The organism is Prevotella sp. MGM1, from assembly GCF_002933775.1.
Lineage (GTDB): Bacteria > Bacteroidota > Bacteroidia > Bacteroidales > Bacteroidaceae > Prevotella.
This window is the reverse complement of record NZ_BEWV01000039.1, coordinates 1-1085: the sequence shown is the minus strand read 5'-3', so window position 1 is coordinate 1085 and position 1085 is coordinate 1. Positions and strand designations below refer to the sequence as shown.

Sequence of the window (1085 nt, the reverse complement as noted above, 5' to 3'; positions counted from 1 at the left end):
CAAACGTCCCGTCTTCGCCGGTCACCGCATCGCCAGTCCACACAGTCTCTCCCGACAGCGGGAAAGACCGCACTCCACGGGCGATGCCCCGCCACCATAACGCGACATCCCGGCGCACGGTATAGCGCACCTTTGCTCCCTGCACCGCCACACCGGCATAACTGAGCGCCTTCGCTTTGAGCACCAGCGTGTCGCCAGCACCGTATTTCTCGTCAATCGCAGGAAACTCGATATTGAATGTCGGCCGTTTATACTCTTCAACCCTTATTCCCCTGGCCGACTTTCCGACCTGTACCGTATAGTTTCCGTTCATCATGCCTGCCGGCAGAGTGAAGTCGGTGGAGCAAGAGCCGTATTTATCCGTGGTGAGCTGCCGCTCTGCCAATACCTTGCGGTTGGCGTCGCGCAGCACCGCAGTAACCGAACGACCCGCCACGGCAATGTTATCCACACGATTTGTGTTCATATAAGTCACCGCCGACACGTGAACAGTCTGCCCAGGGCGGTATATGCTCCTGTCGGTGAAAATATTTGTCTGCTCAAATCCGCTGTTGCCCTCCGAATAACCGTATATCGTGTACATTCTGCCGACAGGGCTGTACTTGTCTGCCTGAGTATAGGCATATACTTTGTCAAACCTCCACCGGTTGGCAGCAAACTTATGCAGTGCCTCTCCCTTGTCATCGCACGTCAGCACCACATTATTTGTTTTCAAACCATTTCCACGGCCGCTCAGTTTGATTTTCGCCCCGGGCAGCGGTTGTCCGGTAGTGACATCCACCACCACGCAACGCACCGTATTTTCCGGCAAAGCCTCGGCCATGGTAAATACGCTCGTGACATAAAATACTTTTCTGACTGTCATCGTTGCTGGCACACTCTGAAATTCGAGCATATAGACCCCGGCCGGCAATCCGGCCAGCGTTATCGAGTCCGCGAACTCGAAATAATCGGGATGAGCCATGAACTTACGCGTCACCCTACGGTCGGGCAGTGCTTTTAGCAACGGTCTCATAGCCCTGTATCCGTCTTCTGTATCCGGCGACAGCTTCGTCTCGCCCGTGGCATTCACACGATATACATTC

The 1085-nt window shown here is 54.7% G+C and carries 1 protein-coding gene; it reads right to left on the bottom strand.

What is annotated here, in order from left to right; translation table 11 throughout:
* The coding region (locus MoGM_RS00615) for an MG2 domain-containing protein (RefSeq protein ID WP_233210086.1) at window positions 1–1085 on the bottom strand (1085 nt) is incomplete at both ends.